We start from the raw sequence: 21,498 nt of genomic DNA on the forward strand, positions 1-21,498 counted from the left end.
TCAGGTAAGCCGGATACGCGGGTCGAGGACGGCGTAGAACACGTCCACCAGCAGGTTGAGCAGCACGAATGTGGCGACGACGAACAGCACCCCGCCCTGGACGAGGGAGTAGTCGCGTTCGCCGATCGCGGTGTAGAGCAGGCGCCCCAGACCGGGGTAGTTGAAGACGGCCTCGATGACGACGGTGCCGCCGAGGAAGCCGCCGAGCTGGAGCCCGACGATGGTGACAGTCGGCAGGGACGCGTTCCGCAGCGCGTGGCGGCGGATCACGTCCCGTTCCGGTACGCCCTTGGCGCGGGCGGTGCGGATGTAGTCCTTGCCCATGACCTCGCCGAGCGAGGTGGCGAGGAAGCGGGCGGTGACGCTGGAGGTGTGCACGGCGATGGCGCTCGCCGGCAGGATCGTGGCGGTCAGCGCGCCGCCCGGATCCCGCCACAGCGGTACGAAGTCGCTGGAGGCGGGCAACCACCGCAGCTGCACGGCCAGCACGATGATCAGCAGCAGCCCGAGCCAGAACGCCGGTACCGCCAGGCCCGCCGTCAGGTAACCCTGCAGCGTCCGGCCGACCACCGAGCGCGGCCACAGAGCCACGGCGGTGCCGACCGGTACCGCGATGAGCAGGGTCAGGGCCATCGCCAACCCGGCCAGCTGCACCGTCGCCGGGATCCGGTCGAGCAGCTCGCTGACCACCGGCTGGCCCGAGTAGTACGAGGAGCCCAGATCGCCGGCGACGGCGTGGCCGATCCAGGACACGTACTGCTCCACGACGGACCCGCCCAGACCGAGCCGGTCGCGGGTCGCGGCCAGCTCCGCCTCGCTCGCGTCCGGGCCGAGCAGCACCGTCGCGGGATCGCCGGGCAGGGCGAACGTGAAGCCCCACACCGCGATCGAGCCGAGCAGCAGCACCACGGCGAACTGCAGCAGCCGCCGGATCAGGTAGCCGTACATCTAGACCGCACCTCCGGTAGTGATGCGCGTCGCCACGTTCGGGCCGCCGCCGCTCACCGCGAGCTGCAGGCCGCGCCCGATCCTGTCGAGGCACAACACCGTGGCGACCAGGCAGAGCCCGGGGAACAGCCCGTAGCTCGGGCTCTGATAGAGGTACGAGCGGGCGTCCTGGAGCATGCCGCCCCAGGACGGCGCCGGCGGTGGGGTGCCCAGCCCGAGGAAGGTCAGGCCCGCCTCGACCACGACCGCCATCGACGCGGTGACGACGAGCTGGATGACGATCGGAGCGAGCACGTTCGGCAGCACCGTACGCACCATCGTGTCCGGCGTGCTCGCGCCCATCCCCCGGGCGGCCAGCACGAAGTCGCGGTCCCGGATGCCGAGCGTGGCCACCCGGGTGAGCCGGGCGAACTCCGGCACCGCGCCGATCCCGATCGCGAGGATCAGGTTGAGCCGGCCCGGGCCGAGCACCACGATGATGACCAGCGCGAGGAGGATCCCCGGCACCGCGAGCAGCAGGTCGACCAGGCGCATCGCGACCGCGTCCACCCACCGCCCGAGGTAGCCGGCGAGCAGCCCCAGCGGCACCCCGATGCCCGCGCCGACCGCGGCGGCGCCGGCGGCGGCGATGAGGGAGGCGCGGGCGCCGTGGATCAGCCGGGACAGGATGTCGCGGCCGAGCTGGTCGGTGCCGAGCAGGTGCGCCCCAGATGGGCCGAGCAGGGGCTCGCCGTCCTGCGCGGCCGGGTCGAACGGGGCGATCAGCGGCGCGAACAGCGCGAGCGCGGCCAGTACCAGCAACCCGACCGCGCCGGCGACGGCCGACCGGGACCTGATGAACCGGCGCAGCGACGCCAGCCGCCGCCGAGGCGCCGGCGCGGGAACGTCCGGGGCCGTGGTCATCCGCGCACCTCCGGTTCCTGGCCGGCAGCCCGCTCGGCCGGTTCAGGACCGGGGGTCTGCTCGGCGGGTTTCAGTGCGGGAGTCCGCTCGGCCGGTTTCAGGCCGGGGGTCTGCTCGGCGAAATGACATGCGGTGTGGCCGCCGGCGATGAGCCGCAACGGTGGTTCCTCCTCGGCGCAGACGGCGGCCGCGAGCGGGCACCGGGTCCGGAACCGGCATCCCGAGGGCGGATCCACCGGGCTGGGGACGTCACCGCCCAGCGGCACCCGCCGCCGGCCGGCGCGGCCGACGGGATCCGGCACCGGCACCGAGGCGAGCAACGCCCGCGTGTACGGATGGCGCGGGTCGTCGTACACCCGCCGCACCGACCCGGACTCGACGATCCTCCCCAGGTACATCACCGCGACCTCGTCCGCGACCTGGCGGATCACCGCCAGGTCGTGGCTGACGAACAGGTACGCCATCGCGGACGCCCGCTGCAGGTCGGCGAGCAGGTTCAGCACCTGCGCCTGCACCGACACGTCCAGTGCGGACACCGGCTCGTCGAGGATCAGCAGCCCCGGCCGGGACGCCAGCGCCCGCGCGATCGCGACCCGCTGGCGTTGCCCGCCGGAGAACTGCGCCGGCAGGCGGTCCGCGTGCTCCGGCCGCAACCCCACCCGGGTGAACAGGTCGGCCACCTCGAGCCGGCGCCGGCCGTGGGGCACGCCCTGCAGTCGCAGGGGTTCGGCGACGTTGTCGCCGACGCTCAGCCGGGGGTTCAGCGAGGCGTACGGGTCCTGGAACACCATCTGCGCGCGCCGCCGGATCCGCCGCAGCTGGGACCGGCCCGCCTTGCCGACGTCGTCGCCGTCGACCATGATCTGGCCGCCCGTCGGCTCGACGAGGCGCAGGACGAGCCGCGCGAGCGTGGTCTTGCCGCACCCGGACTCGCCGACAAGTCCCAGCGTCCGACCGGCCGGAACCCGCAGCGACACCCCGTCCACCGCGTGCACCCACGCGGACGGGCGGGCGAGCAGGCCGGAACGCACCGGGAAGCGCGCCATGGCCTCCCGGATGTCGAGCACCGGCGCGGCCGGTCCGCCGGCGGTGACAGGAGCGCCGGCGCTTTCCCGCGTGCCGGCCGGCTCGGCCCGCTCATCGACCGGTGCGGCCTGCTCACCGTCCGGCCTGGCGGTGAGCAGGCTCGCCGCCTCGTCCGGGAAATGGCAGGCGCTCGCCCCGGCGCCGCCGCCGTCGGGGACCGGCTCCGGCCGGAGTTCGGTGCACAGCGCGCGACCGCGGGAGATCGGGCACCTGGGCGCGAAGGCGCATCCCGGTGGCAGTTCGCTCGGGTCCGGCGGCTGTCCCGGGATCGGGAGCAGGCGATCGGACGCCGTGTCGAGCCGGGGCAGCGCGCCGAGCAGTGCCGCCGTGTAGGGGTGCCGCGGCCGGGTGAAGATCTGGGTGACGTCGCCGGCCTCCACGATCCGGCCGCCGTACGTCACGCTGACCCGGTCGGCGGTCTCCGCGACCACCCCCAGGTCGTGGGTGATCAGCACCACGCCGGCTCCGGTCTCCTGCCGCGCGACCCGCAGCAGGTCCAGGATCTGCGCCTGCACGCTGACGTCCAGGGCGGTGGTGGGCTCGTCCGCGATCAGGACCTTCGGGCGGTTGGCGATCGCCATGGCGATCATCACGCGCTGGCACATGCCGCCGGAGAACTGGTGGGGGTACTGGTCATAGCGTGTCCCCGGGTGCGGGACGCCCACCATGTCGAGCAGCTCCACGACCCGCGTCCGCGCCGCGGCGGCCGACAGAGCGCGGTCGTGCACCCGCAGCGCCTCGGCGATCTGGTGGCCGACCCGCTGGACCGGGTTCAGCGCCGAGATCGCGTCCTGGAAGATCATGGCCACGTCCCGCCCGAGCCGCCGCCGCAGGTCCGGTTCGGGCAGGGCGAGCAGGTCGACGTCGCCGAGCAGGGCCCTCCCGGACACCCGGCGCAGGTTCGGCGTCCGGAGCAGGCCCAGCGCGGCGAGCACCGACACGCTCTTGCCGGACCCGGTCTCCCCCACCACGCCGAGCGTTTCGCCGCCGAAGACGTCGTAGCTCATCCCGTCGACCGCGCGCACCACGCCCGCCGACGTCGTGAACTCGACGGTCAGGTCGCGCAGCCTCAGCACCGGTTGCCCGGCACCGCGATCCGGCACGCCGGGCGTGGTGCCGCTGTGGGCGTTCCCGTCCCGGACCACGCCGTCGAGGGCTCCACCTGACACCTGACGACCTCCTTGGCGCTAGTGTGGCCTGCGCATTGCTGCAAGATGTCCTACAGATTTCGCTTACCGTAGGCCTGCAGATCTTGAGTGTCAAGAGTGGCAAGATATCCTACAAGTTGAACCGAGCGAGAGGTTGATCGAGAGCGTGGCGACTCAGCAGGACGACGTGGAGCCGGAGTTCCGGCATCTCGGCAACACAGCTCCGCTGTACCAGATCGTGCAGCAGGAGATCAGGAACTACATCCTCAGGCAGGGGTTGCGGCCCGGCGATCCGCTCAAGCCGGAGTCCGAGCTGGCCCGGCTGTTCGGAGTCAGCCGTAACTCGGTCCGCGAGGCGGTCAAGGCGCTGGAGTCCACCGGCGTCCTGGAGACGCGCCGCGGCAGCGGCGTCTACGTACGCGACTTCTCCTTCGCCCCGCTGCTCGATCACCTCCCGTACGGCCTCATCCAGGACCAGCGGGCGACCCTGCGCGAGCTGACCGCGCTGCGGAAGACCCTCGAAGCCGCCCTCATCACCGACGCGATGCAGGTCATGTCGCCGGCGAGCGTCACCGCGCTGCGGGAGACCCTGGAGACGATGCGCGAACTCGCCGAACGGGGAGAGGGCTTCGCCGAGCAGGACCGGCAGTTCCACCAGCTGCTGTTCCGCGATCTCGGCAACGCGATGCTGCTGCGGCTGTTCGATCAGTTCTGGCTGGCGTTCCACGCGGCGGTCCCACCGGCGCGCGGCCGCACGCCGATGGACGCCTACCACGGCCACGCCACCATCCTGGACGCGATCCTCACCGGCGACCCGGACCAGGCACGAACGGCGATCAACGACCACTACATCGGCATAGAGTCCAAGCTCGCCGATGACCCGCCGGAGGAGGCGCCACCGCCCACCGAGACCACCACGGAGGCACATTGACCGGGCGGCCCGCGCCGGCGCGTGGTGCGGAGCGCCGGCCCAACATCGTCTTCATCCTCATCGACGACCTGGGCTGGCGCGACCTCGGCTGCTACGGCAGTACGTTCTACGAGACGCCGCACCTGGACGCGCTGGCCGCCCGGGGAGCCCTGTTCACCGACGCCTACGCCGCGGCGCCGGCCCGTTCGCCCACCAGGGCCAGCCTGCTCACCGGCCGCTACCCGGCCAGGGTCATCATCGGTGGTTGCGACCGGGGACACCCGCAGAGCTGGTTCTCCCCGTACGGCAACCCCACCCTGCCGGACGGGCCGGATGACGAATGCCTCACGGATCGGCTCACCGACGAGGCGATCGCCCTCATCGAGGCCTCCGGCGACCGTCCGTTCTTCCTGAACCTCTGGCACTACGCGGTACACGTGCCGATCCAGGCGCCGCCCGAGCCGGTCGCCAAGTACGAGGCGAAGGCGCGGGACACCGGCCTCGCGCAGATCGACCCGGTCGAGACCGGCGAACCGTTCCCGACCTGGGACAAGCGCGACGCGCGGGTGAGGCGGCGGATGGTGCAGTCGGACCCCGCCTACGCCGCCATGGTGGACAACCTCGACGGCAACGTCGGCCGGCTGCTCGACGCCCTCGATCGCACCGGCGACGCCGAGGACACCATCGTCGTCCTCACCTCCGACAACGGTGGATTGTCCACAGCGGAGGGTTCGCCGACCAGCAACCTCCCGCTGAAACAGGGCAAGGGCTGGACCGAGGACGGCGGTGTCCGCGTACCGCTGATCGTACGGTGGCCCGGGGTGGTGGCCGCCGGCACGCGGATCAGCGAGCCGGTCACGAGTCCCGACTCCTACCCGACGCTCCTGGCCGCCGCCGGCCTGCCCCCCATACCGGAGCAGCACGTCGACGGCGTGGACTTCGGGCCGGCCCTGCGCGGCGAGCCGTTCGCCCGCGGCCCGCTCTTCTGGCACTACCCGCACTACAGCAACCAGGGCGGGCGCCCGTCGGCCGCGATCCGCGACGGCCGGTGGAAGCTGATCGTGTCGTTCGAGGGCGACCCCGCCCGGCTGTACGACATCGTCCCCGACCCCGGCGAGCGGATCGATCTCGCCGCGCAGCGCCCCGAGGTCGCCGCCCGGATGCGTGACCTGCTGTCACGCTGGCTCGACGACACCGAGGCGCTGCTGCCCGAACGCAACCGGCAACCGGAACCGTTCGCCGACCTCCCCCCGTGACACCTCGTACGACCGGACGCCACCAGCGCCGCGGCGCCCGGCACCCGACGTCCCTCGACCACCAACGCCGCGGCGCCCGGCACCCGACGTCCCTCGATCAGCAGCGCTACGACGACAGCGGTTCACACGGCAACCCGCTCGGGCTCACCCGTACCTGGACCGGATGGCCGCCACCGGCACCACCACTTCGTCCCGGCCGGCTACCAGACCGGCGATCGAAACCCACGGAGGAGCCACCATGCCGCGGCATCGACACAACACCCGCTGGTTAGCCGCCGGATGCGCTGCCCTGGCCTTCGCCGCGGCAACCGCTTCCGCCCCCGGTGCCGCCGCCGAACCGGCCGGCGCGGCTGATCCGTACGCCGAGACGCCGGGCCCGGGATGAGCGGGCCCGGCGCGCGAGGCTTCCGGCTAGTGTTGCCTCGCATGACCCACACCGAGATCGAGATCACCGCGGAGTTCGTCCGGGAGCTGCTGCGCGACCAGCACCCCGATCTGGCAGATCTCCCCGTGCGGCTCGGCGCGCGGGGCTGGGACAACCAGCTGTGGCGGCTCGGCGACGACCTCGCCGTCCGGCTGCCCTGGGCGACGCAGTCCGCGGACGTACTGCTCCGTAATGAGCACACCTGGCTGCCCGCCCTCGCCCCGCGCCTTCCTCTGCCGGTTCCCGTCCCGCAGCGCCTCGGCGAGCCCTCAGCGCGGTTCCCGCGTCCCTGGATCGTCACCACCTGGGTGCCGGGCGAGCCTGCCGACCGCGCCCCCGTCACGCGCGCCGCGGAGGCGGCCGACGTCCTGGCCGCCTTCCTGACGGCTCTGCACCAACCCGCCCCCGAGCAGGCGCCCGCCGGTCGCTTCAACCGCGGAGGGCCGCTGGCCGGCCACTCGGAGGGTTTCGCCAAGCAGCTCGCCTCGGCCGCCGAGCTGGGGCTGATTCCCGACCCGGACGCCGTCCGCGCGGTCTGGGACGACGCCGCCGCCGCGCCCGGCTGGGCAGGCCCGGCACTATGGCTCCACAGCGACCTGCATCCGGCCAACGTCCTCACCGCGGACGGCACCCTCTGCGGCGTGATCGACTTCGGCGACCTCTGCGCCGGCGACCCGGCCTTCGACCTCGCCGCCGCGTGGACCCTGCTGCCGGACGGCGCCGCCGACCGCTTCCATGCCGCCTACCGGCCGGCCCCGGACGCCGCGACCCTGCGCCGCGCCCGCGGACTGGCGGCGGGGCAGGCCCTGGCCGGCATCCTCATCGGAGAAGCCGGCGTCCGCGGCCGCCCCGGCGGCAAGCCCACGTGGGGCCCGCCCGCCCACGCCGCACTGCGGCGCCTCACCGCGACGGCTCATCCCTGATCGATCGCTCCCCCACGGCCGGCCCCCGTACCCGCCGCGCCCGGCCTCGGACCTCTGACTGCTGAGCCGTGACCGGCCGCCGTCCGGGATCGGCGCGGGGTTTCCGTACGCAGAAAGCCGGCCTGAGCCGCCCGGGTCAGAGTTGCTGGAGCCTTCGGGCCAGGAACCGCTGCTCGGGGGTGGAGGTGGCGAGTTCGAGGGCGCGGCGGTAGGCGGTCCGGGCTTCGGCGTCGCGACCGAGCCGCCGTAGGAGCTCGCCGCGGGTGGAGTGGAAGTAGAGGTAGCCGTCCAGGTCGAGGCGGTCGACGGCGTGCAGGGCCGCGGCGGGGTCGCCGGCTTGGGCGATGGCCACGGCGTGGTTGAGCTCGACCACCGGCGAGCCGGTCAGGTTGGCCAGCCGCCGGTACATCGCGGCGACCCGCGGCCAGTCGATGCGCTCGCGCGCCTGCAGCGAGGCGATCACGGCCTGGACGACGTAGGCGCCGCGCCCGCCAAGCGCGAGCCCTCGGTCGAGGACCGCCCGTCCCGCCGTGATCTGGCGCATGTCCCACAACGAGCGGTCCTGATCGTTAAGCAGGACGAGGTCCTCGCCGGAGAACCGGGCCCGCCGCCGGGCGTGGTGGATCATCATCAGCGCGAGCAGCCCGTGGACTTCCGGCTCCCCCGGCATGAGAGTGGCGAGTACGTGTCCCAGACGGATGGCCTCGGCGCCGAGGTCGACCCGGCCGCGGTAGCCCTCGTTGTAGATCAGGTAGATGACGGCGAGCACCGCGTCGACGCGCTCGGGCAGCAGATGCGCGCCGGGGACCGCGAACGGGATGCCGGTCGCCCTGATCTTGTTCTTGGCGCGGGTCAGTCGGCGCTTCATGGTCTCCTCCGAGACCAGGAAGGCCCGGGCGATCTCGGCGGTCTGCAGGCCTCCGAGCGTCCGTAACGTGAGCGCCACCTGCCCTTCCAGCGGCAGCGCCGGGTGGCAGCAGGTAAAGATCAGCTCGAGCCGTTCGTCCTTGATGAGTGTGTCGTCGAACTCGTCCACGGTGGCCTCCGGCGCCGGCAGCAGGTGGAGCTTGTCGGCCAGGGTGCGCTCCCGGCGGATCCGGTCGATCGCCCGGTTACGGGCCGTCGTCACCAGCCATGCACCCGGATTGTCCGGCTCACCCGACGTGAGCCAGCGTTGCGCCGCGATCGCGAACGCCTCCTGCGCGGCTTCCTCGGCCCGGTCGAAGTCACCCAGGAACCCGACCAGCGAGGCCAGCACCCGGCCCCACTGCTCCCTGAACACCTCCTCCAGCACGGTCAGAATCGCATCACCGGTCTGACCTCCACCATGCCGCCGAACCTGGCCGCCGGGATACGCGCCGCCAACTCGATCGCCTCGTCCAGGTCGGCGGCCTCGACCAGGCAGAAGCCGCCGAGCACCTCCTTGGTGTCGGCGAACGGCCCGTCGGTCATCAGCGTCCGGCCACCGGCCACCCGCACGCAGGTCGCCGTCTCCGCGGGCTGCAACTGCGCGGCGCTGACACACCGCTCATCTTCGGCGAACGCGAAATAGTCCGCGTACGCCGCCTCCCGTTCCTCGTCCGACAGCGCCTCGATGTAGCCGGGCTCACCGTAGATCATCAGGGCGTACTGCATCACAACCTCCGGGGCGAGAAGCTCTCACCCGAACGACGAACGAGCACCCGCGCAAGGGACACCGTCGGCACTTTTCTCATTTCAGCACGGCGCCACGTCGGCCGCCGACCCGGTCATCCCGCCTGGCCCGAACGCGTCATGGACGCCACGGCGTACGCGGCGCCGCGCCCGCAGGCCCGGGCGACGATCGTGCCGGCCTCGACGCGCACCGCGCACTCGGTGGCGTCGCCCGTTTCGGGGATCGCTGCGGCCGTGGCGACCGCGGCCCGGTGGTCGAGGACGACGCGAAGGCGGGGCCGGTCGTCCGGCGCGAACACGCGGCGCAGGCACCCGGCCAGGTCACCGATCCTGAGCCGGACGAGCCGCCCCAGCTCGGCGGGATCGCCCGTCGTCACGGCCACGGTGACCCGGTCGCCGGGACGGGCGGCGCGGACGGCCTCCTCGGCGGCGTCGAGCCGGCCGGTCCCGAGGAACACGATCACGCCGTCGCCGTCGAACCCCGCCGGGCGGCCGGTGAGGAGGTCAGGCAGCTCCGCGGGCGGATGCCAGGGGTCCTGGGCGCGCTGAGCGGGGGCGACGAAGGGCAGGTGCGGCGGGTCCCACGTGTCGGCGAGGTCGAGGTGGGCCAGGTGCCCGCAGGCGCGCGCCACGTCGAAGGGGTCGCCGAACCCGGGAGCCGTGCCCGCGAGGTGGCCGGCGCCGTTCAGCAGGGTGAGGACGAGCTCGGCCAGGCGCACCCGCCTCGTGCCCCGCGGCGTGCGTGACTCCAGGCAGAGTGCGAGCAGGAGGGCTTCCAGCTTGGTGACCTGCGCCATCGACGTACGGCCCGGTTCGTCGTCGAAGACGCCGTCCAGCGAGCGCGACTGCAGGCTTCCCCCGGCGGGCGTCTCGCCGGACCACGGCAGCCGTTCGAGCCAGACCCGGGCGAAGGCGGCCGCCGCCTCGTCGGGGGCGGGGGACGATGCCGCCTCACCCACGTGTTCGACCGAGTCGACCAGGACCGCCAGGTAGAGGGCGCGCTTGCTCGGGAAGTTCGAGTAGACCGCGCCCCGGGTCAGCTCGGCCCGCGCCGCGATCCGGTCGACCTTGGCGTCGGAGTATCCGTGCTCGGCGAACTCCTCCCTCGCCGCGGCCAGTACGGCGGCGCGCGTGCGTTCCTGCTGCTGCGCCCGGGTCAGCCTGGCCATCGGGAACCCTCCGCTCGAATCATGCGGCGTAAGATACAACATCCGGATGGTTTCACCATCTGGACGCCGCGGCCGTACGGCGGCAGGGGCGCGCGAGCCGTGCCGCTACCACCACCGAACGCGGGAACGACTCACAGCGTCAGGCCTGACTCCAGGTGCGCGAGCGCCCGGTCGACCTCGGCGGGTCCGTCCATGCCGGGATCGTGCGCCCACTGGAGCCAGATCAGGGTCACGATCCCGAACACCGCGCCCATGGCGTTGCGCAGCCGGGGGTCGCCGTCGTCGCATCCCGCCTTGACCGCCAGGATCTCGGACGTCTCCCGCAGCAGACCGGGGCTCTTGCGCAGGTTGGCGGCCACCAGTTCGGGCACGGTCGCCGCGAACACCTCCCGCGCGTGCCCCGCGACGATCTCTTCGGCCGTCATCGAGTCGAACGCCGTACGGAACGCCCCGCGCAGCACGGTGACCGGCGGACCCGGCGGCTGCACCTGAAGAGCCTCGATGAGGGGCGGGAACCGATCGAGCGTGACCAGATCCTCCTTCGTCGGGAAATAACGGAAGAAGGTAGCGGGCGAGACCTCGGCGGCTTCGGCGATCTGATCGATGGTGGTGGCGTTGTAGCCGCGCTCGCGGAAGAGCCTGAACGCTTCCCGCAGAATCGCCTCCCTGGTCCTGGCTTTCTTGCGTTCGCGCAGCCCGCCGTTGCCCATGCCCCGCACTGTACTCCACCCTTGTTTGACGGCTCACTTTCATCGGCCGACGCCACCGGTCGAGGCGATGCCGTCGCTCAGTAGGTGATGAATCCGTACAGCGCCAGGTGGTTGGACTTCGTACCGCTCACCGTGTGATCGATGCTCGACGGCTGCACGGCGCCCTTGACGAACAGGTAGTCGATCTTACGGGAGCCCATGGTCGATCGCGCTCCGTAGCCGGTCATGCCGAACCCGCTCAGCGTCGAGGAGGCGATGTTCGTGCGGTTCGCGTCGATGCCGATCACCCGGATCGTTGACGCGTTCATCAGGCTCGTGGCGTCCGCGCCGACATGGATGCCGGAGTCCGCGATGCCGGTGGTGCCCGCACCCGCGCAGGCATTCGCTCCGTTCTGCTCCGGAAGGTGCATGGTCGCGGCGAAGACCGTCGTCCCTGTCTCCTTGATCGCGAATCTCGCCGCGATGGCGCTCGTGCGCTTCCACTTGTACGTGTTGGCCGCGCCGTCGTCGTTGTCGGGAGGCTTGTACAGCGTGCACCCGGCGCCGCCGGCGTACGCGGTGCCGGGCTTCAGCCAGCCCGCGCTCCAGTATTTCGAGATGTCGCCCGCCGCCAGGCTCAGCGTTCTGGTGTTGTAGATGATCCCGTTGGTCTGCTTCTTCTTCAGGTCGCCCAGCGACTGCTGGCTGCAGTGGTGCGAGCCGCCCCACGGCTCGGGGTCGTCCCAGGCCACGATCGCTCGGTAGGTGCCCGCCGGGTAGCCGAACTTGGCCGCGAGCTGGTCGGCGTACGCGGTGGCCTGTCCTGTGCCGCGGACCTGTTGCACGATCAGAAGGTCGGGAGCCTGCACGCCGGAGGTGCCCGTCCTGCCGCTGTCGTCGACCAGCATCGATGTGAGGTGGTCCGGGCCCGAGATCCGGGTGCACGAGCCGTCGGCGTTGTTGGTGACCAGGTTCTCGATGTTGTTGTTGTAGACCCGAAGGACTCGATCGGCCGCGCTCGCGGGCCCTTCGTGCGCCTGCGCGACCCATGCCGGGGCGGTGGTCCCGACGAGTGTCGCAGCCGCCACGAACGCCAACGCGCCCGACGGTCGGTAGGTTGAGGCCATTCTCGAACATTAACCCTGAGCCGCGGCGATGAGGAGGTGCCACCTGTGCGTCCGGCGCGCCTGCCGAGCCGGACGCACGGAGTGTGCCGTCGCTAGGACGGAATGGCGCCGAGCTGCCGCATCTGCGCGAGGACGTCGACGACCGCCCAGGTCTCGGCGACCCGGCCGTCGGCGAAGCGGGCGATGAGGATCTCCTTGTACGTGATGGACTTGCCCGTCGGTGCCAGCCCCATGTATTTGCCCTGATGCGTGCCGGTCACCGTGTTCCTGGTGACGACCCGGTCCCCCTCGGCGATCACGTCCTCGATCTCGATGTGAAGGTCGGGAAAGGCCCGATGCAGCACGGCGAACACTTCCTTCAGCGCCTGCGCCCCCTTCGCCTCTATCGGCAGTGGCGTGCCGATCAGCACGTCCGGGTCGACGACCTCGTCGATCGTCCTGGCGATGACCTCCGCGTCGCCGGTGCTGACGGCGTCATGAAAGCGCCGGAGCGTTTCCTTGTTACGTGCCACTTCGGTCGCCGACATGCGATCCCTCCTCGGGTCGATGAGTACTTTCTGGTGTTCGCCACCGTCCGCCACCGTCCGCCACCGTTCGCCGCTGTTCGCAGCGAGATGTGGCCGACCAGGCGAGCGTTGAGCTGAGCGAGGCGCTGGTGCCGGTCACCCGCTGTAGGGGCCGAACCGTCCCCAGGCGACGAGCACGGCGAGCACGAACAGGACCCCGGTCACCGGCAGTCCGGACGGCTCTCCGCGGCGGATGTGCAGGGCCATCGCCCCGGCCATCATGATCGCCAGCCCGGTCCCGGCGACCGGGGTCAGGACGGGTGCGATGCCGGTGGCGGCCGGCACGACCAGCCCGATCGCACCGAGCACCTCCAGCACGCTGATGAACCGCACCGACGCCGGGGAGTAATCGCGCATCCACGGATATTTGGGGATCAGCATCTCCCTCGGCTGGACGATCTTCACCAGGCCGGACATGGTGAAGATGACGGCCACGAAAACCTGCAAGATCCACAAGAACACGTTCATCGACGGGTCTCACCTGGTGTCGTGGAGGCGGGCCCGAGTCCGGTACGGCTGCGCCGCTCTCGCGGGAGGGCGGCAAGGTGGTCGCTCATGTCGTGGAGACGAACGAGCAGCCGCCGACGGGACAGGTGCCGGACCATGGCGGTCCTGACAGGGAGCGGCCAGGGTGAACGCCGGCGGTCACGGGGTCGATCGCGGACCGATCAGGAATGGAGAAGCGCCGGCCCCCGGCCCCCGCCTAACGTGAGCGTCATGGGCCGCACCCTTCACGCGGGCTTCGTCCCGTACGCCTCCCGAGCTCGCCCGCGCCGCGTGGCAGAAGCGCAGGACGACCGCGCGTACGCTCAAGGCTGATCGAGCCAGGCGACGCAGACGAAGGCCGCGAGGGGCGGCCCGCCAAGGAACGGAGACACGATGAGCATGACCACGAGGAACGACACGCAGTCGCCTGCGCCGCACACCGCCGACAGCCACGATGTGATCCGCGTGCACGGCGCACGCGTCAACAATCTCAAGGACGTCAGCGTCGAGATCCCGAAGCGCCGGCTGACGGTGTTCACCGGCGTCTCCGGCTCGGGCAAGAGCTCGCTGGTGTTCAGCACGATCGCCGCGGAGTCGCAGCGGCTGATCAACGAGACCTACAGCACTTTCGTGCAGGGCTTCATGCCGTCGCTGGCGAGGCCGGAGGTCGACGTCCTCGACGGGCTGACCACCGCGATCATCGTCGACCAGCAGCGGATGGGCGCCGACCCCCGCTCCACCGTCGGCACCGCCACCGACGCCCACGCGATGCTGCGCATCCTCTACAGCCGGCTCGGCGAGCCGCACATCGGCTCGCCCCAGGCCTTCTCCTTCAACGTCCCCACGGTCCGGGCGAGCGGCGCGATCACGGTCGAACGCGGCAACAACCGCAAGGCGCAGAAGGCGACGTACACGCGGATCGGCGGCATGTGCGGGCGCTGCGAAGGCCGGGGCACGGTCACCGACCTCGATCTCACCCAGCTCTACGACGACTCCAAGTCGCTCGCCGAGGGCGCGTTCACCATCCCGGGGTGGAAGTCCGACAGTTTCTGGACGGTACGCGTCTACGCCGAGTCCGGCTTCGTCGACCCTGACAAGCCCATCCGCGAGTACACCAAGAAGGAACTGCAGGACTTCCTGTACAAGGAGCCGGTGAAGGTCAAGGTCGACGGCGTCAACCTGACGTACGAGGGCCTGATCCCGAAGATCCAGAAGTCGTTCCTGGCCAAGGACAGGGAGGCCATGCAACCGCACATCCGGGCGTTCGTGGATCGTGCGGTCACCTTCACCACCTGCCCCGAGTGCGACGGCACCCGGCTCACCGAGGAGGCCCGCTCCTCGCGGATCAAGGGCGTCAACATCGCGGAAGCCTGCGCGATGCAGATCAGCGACCTGGCCGAATGGATCCGCGGCCTCGACGAGCCGTCGGTCGCGCCGCTGCTGGACAAGCTGCTGCACACGCTCGAATCCTTCGTGGAGATCGGGCTGGGGTACCTCTCGCTCGAGCGGCCTGCGGGCACGCTGTCGGGCGGCGAGGCGCAGCGCACCAAGATGATCCGTCACCTCGGCTCCGCGCTCACCGACGTCACCTACGTCTTCGACGAGCCCACCATCGGCCTGCACCCCCACGACATCCAGCGGATGAACAACCTGCTGCTGCGGCTGCGCGACAAGGGCAACACCGTGCTCGTCGTCGAGCACAAGCCGGAGACGATCGCGATCGCCGAGCACGTCGTCGACCTCGGCCCCGGCGCCGGCACCGCGGGCGGCACCATCTGCTACGAGGGCACCGTCGACGGGTTGCGGGCCGGCGACACCATCACCGGCCGCCACCTCGACGACCGCGCCGGGCTGAAGCCGTCGGTACGCACGCCGAAGGGCAAGCTGGAGATCCGCGGCGCGAACCGCCACAACCTCCAGGACGTCGACGTCGACATCCCGCTCGGCGTGCTCTGCGTGGTCACCGGCGTCGCCGGCTCCGGCAAGAGCTCGCTGATCCACGGCTCCATCCCCGCCTCCGCGGGCGTCGTGTCGGTCGACCAGGCGCCCATCCGCGGCTCGCGGCGCAGCAACCCGGCTACGTACACCGGGCTGCTCGACCCGATCCGCAAGGCGTTCGCCAAGGCCAACGGCGTCAAGCCGGCGCTGTTCAGCGCCAACTCCGAGGGCGCCTGCCCCAACTGCAACGGCGCCGGAGTCATCTACACCGACCTCGGAATGATGTCCGGCGTCACCACCACGTGCGAGGAGTGCGAGGGCAGGCGGTTCGACGCGTCGGTGCTGGAATACCGCCTCGGCGGGCGCGACATCAGCGAGGTGCTGGCGATGCCGGTGACCGAGGCCGAGGAGTTCTTCGGCGCCGGTGAGGCCCGCACGCCCGCCGCGCACGCCATCCTCGGCCGGCTCGCCGACGTCGGGCTCGGCTACCTCAGCCTCGGCCAGCCGCTCACCACGCTGTCCGGCGGCGAGCGCCAGCGGCTGAAGCTGGCCACCCACATGGCCGACAAGGGCGGCGTCTACGTCCTCGACGAGCCCACCACGGGCCTGCACCTCGCCGACGTCGAGCAGCTGCTCGCCCTGCTCGACCGGCTCGTCGACGCCGGCAAGTCGGTCATCGTCATCGAGCACCACCAGGCGGTCATGGCGCACGCCGACTGGATCATCGACCTCGGCCCCGGCGCCGGGCACGACGGCGGGCGGATCGTCTTCGAGGGCGCCCCCGCCGACCTCGTCGCCGCCCGTTCCACCCTCACCGGCGAACACCTCGCGGCCTACGTCGGCGCATGACCGCTCCGCTGCACGCCGGGTTCTTGCCCCTCTCCCCGTCGATGAGGCACGTCGGGGAGCCGCAGCAGCCGGTCGGCCTGGCGGAGCACCTCTTCCAGGTATCGGCGTGCGGCGGCGGGATGGGTCGATGCGTCCGGGTCGATGAGCATGCGGTACATGGCCGCGCCCACCACCATGTCGATCACCGTGTCGATCTCGGCGTCGGCGTCCAGCCGGCCATCGCGGCGGGCACGCTCGAGCGCGGCGCGGACCATCCGGCGGCGGGGCTCGATGTACTGCTCGCGGTAGGTGGCCAGGAGTGACGGCCGGGTGACGCTGGAGCCGACGAGCTGGGCGAGGATCGCCCGGAAGCGGGCGTCGCCGAAGGTGCGTACCCAGGAGTCCATGAGCTGTTCGTCGGCCGGCTGCGCCGCGGCGTCGGCGCTGGCCCAGATGTCGGCCTCGGGGACGAGCGTGCGGGCCCGCTCGATCGCCTGGGTGAGCAGCTCCTCCTTCGACGACCAGCGCCGGTAGACGGTCACCTTGGCCACGCCGGCGCGCTTGGCGATCTGCTCGAAGTTCGCGCCTTCCAGGCCGCGCTCCACGAACAACTCCAGCGCCGCCTTCATGATCGCCTCGTCTGCCTCGGGGTCGCGCGGCCTGCCCCGGGTGCGCCGCGTAGAGGTCATCGGAACTCCACCCGCCCCCATCCCGTGCCGGACGCCGCCGGTACGAAGTGGGGAGCGTGCCCGGGCCGCAGCCGCCAGCCGGGGGTGAGGACGGCCTGCATGTGCGCGCGCAACTCCCGCAGCCCTTCCTCGCCCGGCGTCCCGTGGGCGAACGCGGACAGGACCCGGTCGGACTGGTAGCGGGTGTTGTCGTGGGCGAACAGCGGCACGACGCCGGCGTCGGAGGCCAGCAGGTTCTGGATGCGCCGGGCCGCCTCGATCTGGTGGATCGTGTCGGCCCCGCCGATGGTCATCTGGCGGACCTGGTCGACGGCAAGGTGGGGCAGCGTGTAGAGGGTGTCGCCCATGAACAGCACGCCGCCCTCGTCCATGCGCAGCAGCACGCACATGTGGCCGGGCGAGTGGCCGGGAGTGGGCAGCAGGACGATGCTGCCGTCGCCGAAGTGGTCCTGGCTGGCCGGGAAGGCGCCGAAGGCGCCGGAGTCGAAGGCGGGGAAGGAGAGGTTCTCCTTGACCAGGTCGAAGGAGTGCGGATACAGCACGCCGTGGTCCCAGTCGCGGCGGTCCATCACCACCGTCGCCTGGGGCAGGTGGCGCAACCCTCCCGCGTGGTCGTCGTGGACGTGGGTGAGGAACACGGTGGTGACCTCCTTGGCGTCGTAGCCCAGCCGGGCCAGGCGGACCCGCAGGTCCTGCTCGGGTGTCATTTGGTACTCGTCGCGCTCGGTCAGCAGGCGCGAGGTCATGTCGTAGTACCCGTCGTGATCGTGGGCCTGCTCCCTGTTGACGCCGGTGTCGACCAGCAGGAGCCCGTGCCGGGGGTGGTCGATGAGGTAGGCGTAGACCGGCACCGCGATCTGCGCCTTGTCCACCAGGGTGCGCACGTAGCCGGTCAACCCCTCCCAGCCGTCCAGGCCGCCGTAGAACTGGCCGTAGGTGACGATGGTGTCGCCGGTGTGGATCGGGAACACCCGCAGGGCGCCGTCAGCGACCCGCCGCCGCGCGCCCGAAGCGCGTACGGCCGCCTGCCGCTGTTGCTCGCGCCGGGCCAGCATCTCGCGGCGCTGCCGTTCCACCCGGCTGACCGACAGCCCGCTCAGCACGCCCAGCACCAGCCCGGCACCGCCCAGCAGGAAGGCGCGTCTGGTCTGCCGGGCGTCCGAGCCGCCCGCGCTCCGGCGTCCGCGCAGGAGGGCGGCCGCCGCCCATACCAGGCAGCCCGCGGCGGCGAGGGCCAGCAGCACCGGCAGGTCGGTGACGTAGTACACGACCGCGAGGTAGAGCCCCAGCGTGCACAGACCGGCCGGAACCCCGAGGTACGCCAGCACCCGGCGCCGCGTGGACCGCCGGCCGAGCACACCGGGCCACAGCAGCCCGACCACCGATCCGGCCAGCAGCAGCCCATAGACCACCAGCAGCGGCACCGGCACGCTTTTCAACCGCAGGACCACCAGCCAGGCCGCGCCCGCCATGAGGGCGGGAACGAGCAACCCGATCTTGCCGAGAATCTTCGGCATCCGGCCACCTCATTTCGCAAACGCATACGGATGCGTTTACATAATAGGCCCGCCGCGATCGCCCCCCGCCCGCAGCCCCTCCGCCAGGGGCGCCCGGCCGGCACTGACCGCGTCGCGTTGCGCGGAGCTCAGGCGGTCCGCCCTCGGGGTGACGGCGTACGCGCCGCGCCCGCGCTGCTCCACGGCGAGCGGGTCGGACAGCACCGGATGGCGGCTGATCGCGTCCAGGGCGTCGGCTGCCCGCCGGACGGGCCAGTCCAGTGCCGTGGCGAGGTCGTCCACGGTGAGCGGCCGGGCGGCGTACACCAGCGCGGCCACCACCGTCAGCGCGTCGCGAACGACGGCGCCGGTGGGGCCGGTGCCGTTCATCTGCTCGCTGATCCAGGCGAAGAACCGCGCCATCTCGCCCAGCCGGGCGCCGACGGGCGAGCCGGCGCCGAAGATCTCGATCCCGTGCCGCGCGGCCGCCGCGACCGCGGCGTGCGCTCCGGTGTCGGCTCTGAACGCCTGGAGCCAGACGTCGTCGTCGATGACGTAGCGCTCGCGGCGGCCGGAATCCTGCGCGCGCTTGACCAGCTCCATCGCCTCGAGATAGCCGATGGCCTTCGACACCGACGCCGGGCTGACCTGTAGCCGGCGGACGAGCTCGGCGGAGGTCAGGCTGCCGGACTCGGAGGTGAGCAGGCAGACGAACACGCGAGCGGGCATCCGGGGAAGGCCGGTCCCGGCCAGCAGCGTCGCCAACCGCTCCACGAAACCGTGCACGGGCTCGGCCGGCGGTCCCGCGGCCTGCACCGTCCTGCGGCGGCGGGCGCGCTGCCCGGCGGCCTGCTGGGCGCCGTCGGCCAGGTAGCCGCCTGGCGCGCTGTTACGTGCCACCTCGCGGCTGATGGTGGACGTCGGCCTGCCCAGACGCCTGGCGATCTCGGCGTATCCCAGCCCTTCGGCCATCCAGATCGCGATCTGCCTGCGATCCTCATGGGTCAGCCTGCCTCCGGGCATCGGCTCGCCCTCCTGTCGGTTCGGGTCCACGGGTGCGTTCACCAACAGTACATTGCAACGAGGCTCGGCGTGGATTGCATTTACCGGCAAGTCTGTTGCAACGATTCTCCAAAAAGGCCAGCTACAACGACGATATTCGTTGACGAGTTATGAAAGGCAACGTAGCCTTTCCCTGCTTTGAAACACTCAGGAGTAACGAGGAACCCCTTATGGCACAAGCGTTGGACGTGACCAGCATTCGAGCTCGCGTCGCCGAACTGCTGGCTGAATACCGGATCCCGAGCGCCGCGATCGGCGTCCTCCACGGCGGGGAGATCACCGACTTCGCCGTCGGCGTCAAGAGCATCATCACGCGGGATCCCGCGACGTCCGGCACCATCTACCAGTGCGGCTCCGTGTCCAAGACGTGGACCGCCCTCGCCTTCATGCAACTCGTCGACGAGGGGAAAGTCGCTCTGGACGAGCCGGTGCGGACCTACCTCCCTGATTTCCGGGTGGCCGACCCCGACGTCAGCGCCAGGGTCACACCCCGCCATCTCCTCAACCACACCCACGGCATCGAGGAGGACTACGGAGATCCGGGCGAGGACGACGACGTGTACGAGCGCATGGTGCGCAACATCGCCGGTGCACGCCAGGTCCACCCCTTGGGCCACACTCACGGCTACAGCGCGGCCCTGGGCTACGCGATCCTCGCCCGCGTCATGGAGGTGATCGACGGCAAGCGGTGGGACGACATCATGAAGGATCGCCTGTTCGACCCCATGGGACTGACCTCCACGAGCAGCCGGCGCGAGCACGTGCACCAGGACCGGGCCGCGACCGGGCACCTGGTCCGATCACTTGAAGAGGGCGCCGTCCTTTCACCGCTGGGTCACCTGCCACGCTCCTTCGGCCCCGGAGGCAACGTCAGCACGACGGCCTCGGATTTGCTCACGATGGCGTACGTCTTCCTCAATGAAGGAAAGGCGCCGAACGGGACCGGAATCGTCTCCCCCGGCATCATTCGCGAGATGACGGAGTCGCGGGTCCCCATACCTGACCCGTACATGTTCGGGCCGGAATGGGCACTCGGCCTCATCGTGTGCGACTGGTACGGGCAGACCGTCTACGCCCACGACGGCAGCGCGGTCAGCCAGAGCGCCCGCCTGCGCATCCTGCCTGAATCGAACATCGCCGTCTCGATGCTGGCGAACGCCGGGCCACGCGACGGTTTCTACCGGAGGGTGTTCAACGAGATCCTGGCCGACCTCGGCGCGGCCACGATCCCCGACCTGCCGGAGCCCGACCCCACCCTGGCCCTCGATCTGTCCAGGTACGAAGGCTCCTACGAGCGCCCCGGCACCCGCTACGAGGTGGTGGCCGAGGACGGGAGGCTGCACCTCAGATTCTCCCTGAACCCCATGGAGGCGCAACTCCTCGACAGGCCGGAACAGCTCGACCACGAGCTGCTCCAGATCAGCGAGACCCATTTCCTGATGCCTTCGGACGATCCGTTGGAGGACCCTCAGACCGTCGCGATCTACGACTTCGAGAACGGCGCCGCACAATATCTTCACACCAATTGCCGAGTGAATCCGAGAGCGCGTGAGGAAGGCGGCACGGTGCCCGTCATGGCGGTTTCCACGGTTTCCGACAGCAACGGTTTCTGGGATTCCCTGAAGAAGGCGTACGGCCGGCTTCCCCAGGGCGCCAGGTGGACGCTGGCGGTGTCGAGCACCGACGGGACCAAGGCGGTCAACGTCATCGTGCATGACTCGATCGACGACGTCAGGAACTTCCTCGAGGAGCACACCGGCGCCTTCGCCACGACCGACTACTTCGAGGCCGACGCGGCCAACGCGGTCGGCCTCCCGACGAGATAGCCGCCCCTCGCACAGCCGGATGGCGATCGACGTCGCCGGAGCCGTGACCCGCGAAGGCGCTAGTCGAAAGGCGGGCCGGAGGCGGCGATCACACATCTGCGCCATGTTTCCCAAGTCCGCCGAGACCGACTCTATACGCGGACTTCGCGGGGAGGAGTTGCGGGATGCGTTACTGGCCAGATTCCGCCGCCAAGGATGGCGAGAACGCCCCCTCGAGGTCATCGTCAAGGCCGATCCCGGCAGCATCGCCGCGTTCCGCTTCAACGCCGCCTCCTCACGCGTGAGGGACCTCGCTCCCTGGCCCGCCGGTCGCATCACCGCTTTGGGTGATGCCGTGCATGCCACCCCGCCGACCGCTGGCATGGGAGCGG

Annotated in this window: 19 protein-coding genes; 6 read left to right on the forward strand and 13 right to left on the reverse strand. The window is 71.0% G+C overall.

The annotated features are described in order from the left end of the window. Genes E1292_RS11740 through E1292_RS11750 form a run of 3 tightly spaced genes read right to left on the reverse strand, consistent with a single transcriptional unit; the run spans position 1 to position 4,106 of the window. Positions 1-948: an ABC transporter permease gene (locus tag E1292_RS11740; protein ID WP_132594939.1), complete on the reverse strand. Its 948-nt coding sequence runs from the start codon at positions 946-948 to the stop codon at positions 1-3. Beyond that, on the reverse strand, positions 949-1,851 hold the full coding sequence (locus tag E1292_RS11745; RefSeq protein WP_132594941.1) for an ABC transporter permease: 903 nt from the start codon (positions 1,849-1,851) through the stop codon (positions 949-951). Then, on the reverse strand, positions 1,848-4,106 hold the full coding sequence (locus E1292_RS11750; RefSeq protein ID WP_246090065.1) for a dipeptide ABC transporter ATP-binding protein: 2,259 nt from the start codon (positions 4,104-4,106) through the stop codon (positions 1,848-1,850). The genes E1292_RS11745 and E1292_RS11750 overlap by 4 nt, the downstream gene beginning before the upstream one ends. A 145-nt stretch (positions 4,107-4,251) precedes the next feature. Here E1292_RS11750 and E1292_RS11755 point away from each other — a divergent pair, with 145 nt between their 5' ends. From E1292_RS11755 to E1292_RS11765, 3 genes are all read left to right on the forward strand, one after another. Beyond that, entirely contained in the window at positions 4,252-5,016 is a 765-nt protein-coding gene (locus E1292_RS11755; RefSeq protein ID WP_220446772.1) for a FadR/GntR family transcriptional regulator, read from the forward strand. After that, complete coding sequence (locus tag E1292_RS11760) at positions 5,013-6,251, forward strand: sulfatase (RefSeq protein WP_220446773.1); 1,239 nt, start codon at positions 5,013-5,015, stop codon at positions 6,249-6,251. The genes E1292_RS11755 and E1292_RS11760 overlap by 4 nt, the downstream gene beginning before the upstream one ends. 426 nt (positions 6,252-6,677) lie before the next feature. After that, positions 6,678-7,598: an aminoglycoside phosphotransferase family protein gene (locus E1292_RS11765; RefSeq protein WP_132594943.1), complete on the forward strand. Its 921-nt coding sequence runs from the start codon at positions 6,678-6,680 to the stop codon at positions 7,596-7,598. A gap of 136 nt (positions 7,599-7,734) precedes the next feature. Here the strand turns inward: E1292_RS11765 and E1292_RS11770 are convergent, their stop codons facing one another. The 7 genes from E1292_RS11770 to E1292_RS11800 all read right to left on the reverse strand — a co-directional run bounded on the left by E1292_RS11770 (position 7,735) and on the right by E1292_RS11800 (position 13,270). Next, positions 7,735-8,892, reverse strand: a complete 1,158-nt coding sequence (locus E1292_RS11770) for an RNA polymerase sigma factor (RefSeq protein WP_165974484.1) — start codon at positions 8,890-8,892, stop codon at positions 7,735-7,737. A 2-nt stretch (positions 8,893-8,894) separates the two neighbouring features. Further along, positions 8,895-9,233, reverse strand: a complete 339-nt coding sequence (locus E1292_RS11775; RefSeq protein ID WP_132594945.1) for a YciI family protein — start codon at positions 9,231-9,233, stop codon at positions 8,895-8,897. A gap of 113 nt (positions 9,234-9,346) precedes the next feature. Continuing rightward, complete coding sequence (locus E1292_RS11780; protein ID WP_132594947.1) at positions 9,347-10,420, reverse strand: TetR/AcrR family transcriptional regulator; 1,074 nt, start codon at positions 10,418-10,420, stop codon at positions 9,347-9,349. A 131-nt stretch (positions 10,421-10,551) separates the two neighbouring features. After that, positions 10,552-11,130, reverse strand: a complete 579-nt coding sequence (locus tag E1292_RS11785; protein ID WP_132594949.1) for a TetR/AcrR family transcriptional regulator — start codon at positions 11,128-11,130, stop codon at positions 10,552-10,554. Between the two features lie 77 nt (positions 11,131-11,207). Beyond that, positions 11,208-12,236: a hypothetical protein gene (locus E1292_RS11790; protein WP_132594951.1), complete on the reverse strand. Its 1,029-nt coding sequence runs from the start codon at positions 12,234-12,236 to the stop codon at positions 11,208-11,210. A 92-nt stretch (positions 12,237-12,328) separates the two neighbouring features. Next, complete coding sequence (locus tag E1292_RS11795; RefSeq protein ID WP_132594953.1) at positions 12,329-12,763, reverse strand: ester cyclase; 435 nt, start codon at positions 12,761-12,763, stop codon at positions 12,329-12,331. Between the two features lie 135 nt (positions 12,764-12,898). Then, complete coding sequence (locus E1292_RS11800) at positions 12,899-13,270, reverse strand: DoxX family protein (protein WP_132594955.1); 372 nt, start codon at positions 13,268-13,270, stop codon at positions 12,899-12,901. 411 nt (positions 13,271-13,681) lie between these two features. On the opposite strand from E1292_RS11800, the gene E1292_RS11805 reads away from it, so the two are divergent. Next, a complete protein-coding gene (locus E1292_RS11805) occupies positions 13,682-16,075 on the forward strand; it encodes an ATP-binding cassette domain-containing protein (protein ID WP_181958213.1) in 2,394 nt (797 codons plus the stop codon). Here the strand turns inward: E1292_RS11805 and E1292_RS11810 are convergent. The 3 genes from E1292_RS11810 to E1292_RS11820 are packed head-to-tail and all read right to left on the reverse strand — an operon-like array spanning position 16,060 to position 19,262. After that, complete coding sequence (locus E1292_RS11810; protein WP_220446774.1) at positions 16,060-16,743, reverse strand: TetR/AcrR family transcriptional regulator; 684 nt, start codon at positions 16,741-16,743, stop codon at positions 16,060-16,062. The two genes, E1292_RS11805 and E1292_RS11810, sit on opposite strands and share 16 nt — an antisense overlap. Continuing rightward, a complete protein-coding gene (locus E1292_RS11815; RefSeq protein WP_132594959.1) occupies positions 16,740-18,260 on the reverse strand; it encodes an N-acyl homoserine lactonase family protein in 1,521 nt (506 codons plus the stop codon). The genes E1292_RS11810 and E1292_RS11815 overlap by 4 nt, the downstream gene beginning before the upstream one ends. A gap of 36 nt (positions 18,261-18,296) precedes the next feature. Continuing rightward, positions 18,297-19,262, reverse strand: a complete 966-nt coding sequence (locus tag E1292_RS11820) for a helix-turn-helix domain-containing protein (RefSeq protein WP_132594985.1) — start codon at positions 19,260-19,262, stop codon at positions 18,297-18,299. Between the two features lie 209 nt (positions 19,263-19,471). On the opposite strand from E1292_RS11820, the gene E1292_RS11825 reads away from it, so the two are divergent. Together E1292_RS11825 and E1292_RS11830 are read left to right on the forward strand one after the other, a co-directional pair. Continuing rightward, positions 19,472-21,127 carry a serine hydrolase gene (locus E1292_RS11825; RefSeq protein ID WP_132594961.1) on the forward strand — a complete coding sequence of 552 codons (1,656 nt, stop codon included), beginning with the start codon at positions 19,472-19,474 and terminating at the stop codon, positions 21,125-21,127. 19 nt (positions 21,128-21,146) lie between these two features. After that, positions 21,147-21,498, forward strand: a 352-nt coding sequence (locus tag E1292_RS11830) for an FAD-dependent monooxygenase (protein ID WP_220446775.1), incomplete at its 3' end; no start/stop codon positions are given.

It is taken from the genome of Nonomuraea deserti, assembly GCF_004348685.1.
GTDB classification, from domain to species: domain Bacteria; phylum Actinomycetota; class Actinomycetes; order Streptosporangiales; family Streptosporangiaceae; genus Nonomuraea; species Nonomuraea deserti.